At 69.9% G+C, this 1,907-nt stretch carries 2 protein-coding genes; both read right to left on the minus strand.

The genetic code is table 11. The features are described from left to right. Positions 1 to 237: 237 nt before the first annotated feature. A complete protein-coding gene (locus tag GT354_RS52665) occupies positions 238 to 528 on the minus strand; it encodes a transposase (RefSeq protein WP_237535288.1) in 291 nt (96 codons plus the stop codon). Positions 529 to 584: 56 nt separating this feature from the next. After that, positions 585 to 1,286: a transposase gene (locus tag GT354_RS20600; RefSeq protein ID WP_202512096.1), complete on the minus strand. Its 702-nt coding sequence runs from the start codon at positions 1,284 to 1,286 to the stop codon at positions 585 to 587. Between the last annotated feature and the right edge of the window lie 621 nt (positions 1,287 to 1,907).

The following is a 1,907-nucleotide window of genomic DNA, read 5'->3' on the forward strand; positions in this document are numbered from 1 at the left end:
GCGGGCAGGCGGGCAGGCGGGAAGGCGGGCAGGCGAGCGGACGGACGGACGGCGGGTGGGAGGGAGGGCGGGCGGGCGGGCGACGGGGGCAGACGCGTCGCGGACGCGGCCTGCTTGCGCCGTGCGCGGGCCCGAGGGGCGGCAGGGTCGCGTCCTGGTCGGCTGGGGATGCCGGTCCGGCCTCGCGGCCGAGGCGACGGGCGATGTCGTGGCGTTGGGAGCGAGTGACCTCGTCGGTCAGCAGGGCGCGATGGACCCGGTCGGAGATACGGCGCCGCAGGAGTCGGAGAGCTTCCTTGGGGTCTTGTCGGCCGCGAGTTGCCTGGCGTAGTAGGCGGCGCCGTCGCCCCGGGCCCGGGTGACGGCGGCCAAGTGCAACGCGGTGTTGATGGTGCGGTTGCCGCCGCGGTTGAGTCGGATCCGAACCTTGTTGGAGAACCGGACCGGGATGGGAGCGGTGCCGTTGAAGCGTGCAAACGCGTCCTTGGACCGGCACCGGGCGGCGCCTGCGGTCTCTCCCGGAATCATCGCCGCACCCGGCACTCCACACCCCGGCACGGTCAAGAGAGTCGGAGCCGACTCCCTTACCACTGAACGTAGTTGGGACTCGACGCGGTCGATGCGGACGGTGAGGAGTCTGCAGTCCTGGACCATTCCAGGGCGATCTCGGCCACCACGCCGGCCCGGCTCGTCGAGTGTTCCTCCAGGGCGTCCAGGACACACAACCGACGCGGGCCCCGGGAGGGAACGAACAGTTCGGGGTCGAGTTCGTGCAGCATCCAACGCAGCTTGTTCGCGGTGGCCGTGCGGCGGCGGACCAGTGTCCTGCGATGGTCCGCCCGGAGCTTGACCTCGCGTGTCGGGCCGTCGAGTTCGGCTCTGGGCGGGTTCGGCTCGCGCAGCGCCACCCGGACCACGGCTTCGGCGTCGATCGGGTCGGATTTGCCGCGCTCGCGTGCGGAACGGCGGGCGCCGGCCATAAGGCGGGTGTGCAAGCGGACCACTGCGTGGCCCGCCATCAACAGATTGGCTTCGAAAGGTCTGGTCAGGTGCCTGCGGTCCTCCACGGCGAGCAGGGTCCGGTCGAACTGTCGCAACCAGTCGCACGCGCGCGTGTGCCGTGTGGGCGTCGCGTCGACGGTGACCTGAGCCAGGCGTCGGGCGGCCCGGTCCACCGCGACGAGGGTGTGGGTCTTCTTGTGGAGTCGATGCCGACCGCGATCACAGGTCGCCTCCGGTGAGGTGCACGAACGCGCGGGCAGGGCGGTTGTTCTCCACGGAGGCACGCCTCAAATCGGGCAAGCAGGCACGCTTCCATCAGGCCACACCGCGGAGATCGCCGGACCGGCGGGGCGGCACCTCAAGGACAAGCAACGAAGATTCGGGGCAGCGAAAAAACGAGCCAACCCCGCCGGCGCCTGCCACTCTTGCACCGCTATCCGGCCGAAGTCCCCAACTTTGGCATTGACGCGAAGAAAGCCGTGATCCACTCCAGGACTTCCAGGTCCCGGCGCAACCGCTGATCCCCCGCCGCAACGCGGCCGACTCCTCGCGATCACCGCTGGTCGAACCGCCGGTCGAACCGTCGCGCTCCCCGGCGTCGACCTCGGCCCGCACGACCCGGTCACGCACCGCGGTCTCGGTCGGATCGAAATCCTTCGCGACCTGACCGACCCAACGATCACCACGCCGGCACAGCTCGACGATCTCGGCCTTGAACCCCGACGTGAACGAGCAGCGAGAGCGTGGCTTCTTCTTCCCCACGCTCTCCATAACGGACATCCTCTCGAGGGCGCGTAGCCCTCATCCAAGGTGTCCGTCAAAGCGGATCAAGCCCACCCCATCACCCATCCGCCATCACCAGCCCACCCCCGCCGAACCCCCATCCAGCCCCGCCACCCCGTCGC

Origin of the sequence: Streptomyces sp. SID3343 (assembly GCF_009865215.1) — a bacterium.
In the GTDB taxonomy this organism is placed as follows: Bacteria; Actinomycetota; Actinomycetes; order Streptomycetales; family Streptomycetaceae; genus Embleya.

Bases quoted from the DNA above. Each gene is read 5' to 3' on its own strand.
- GT354_RS52665 (WP_237535288.1), bottom strand. From the start codon at position 528: ATGATTCCGGGAGAGACCGCAGGCGCCGCCCGGTGCCGGTCCAAGGAC.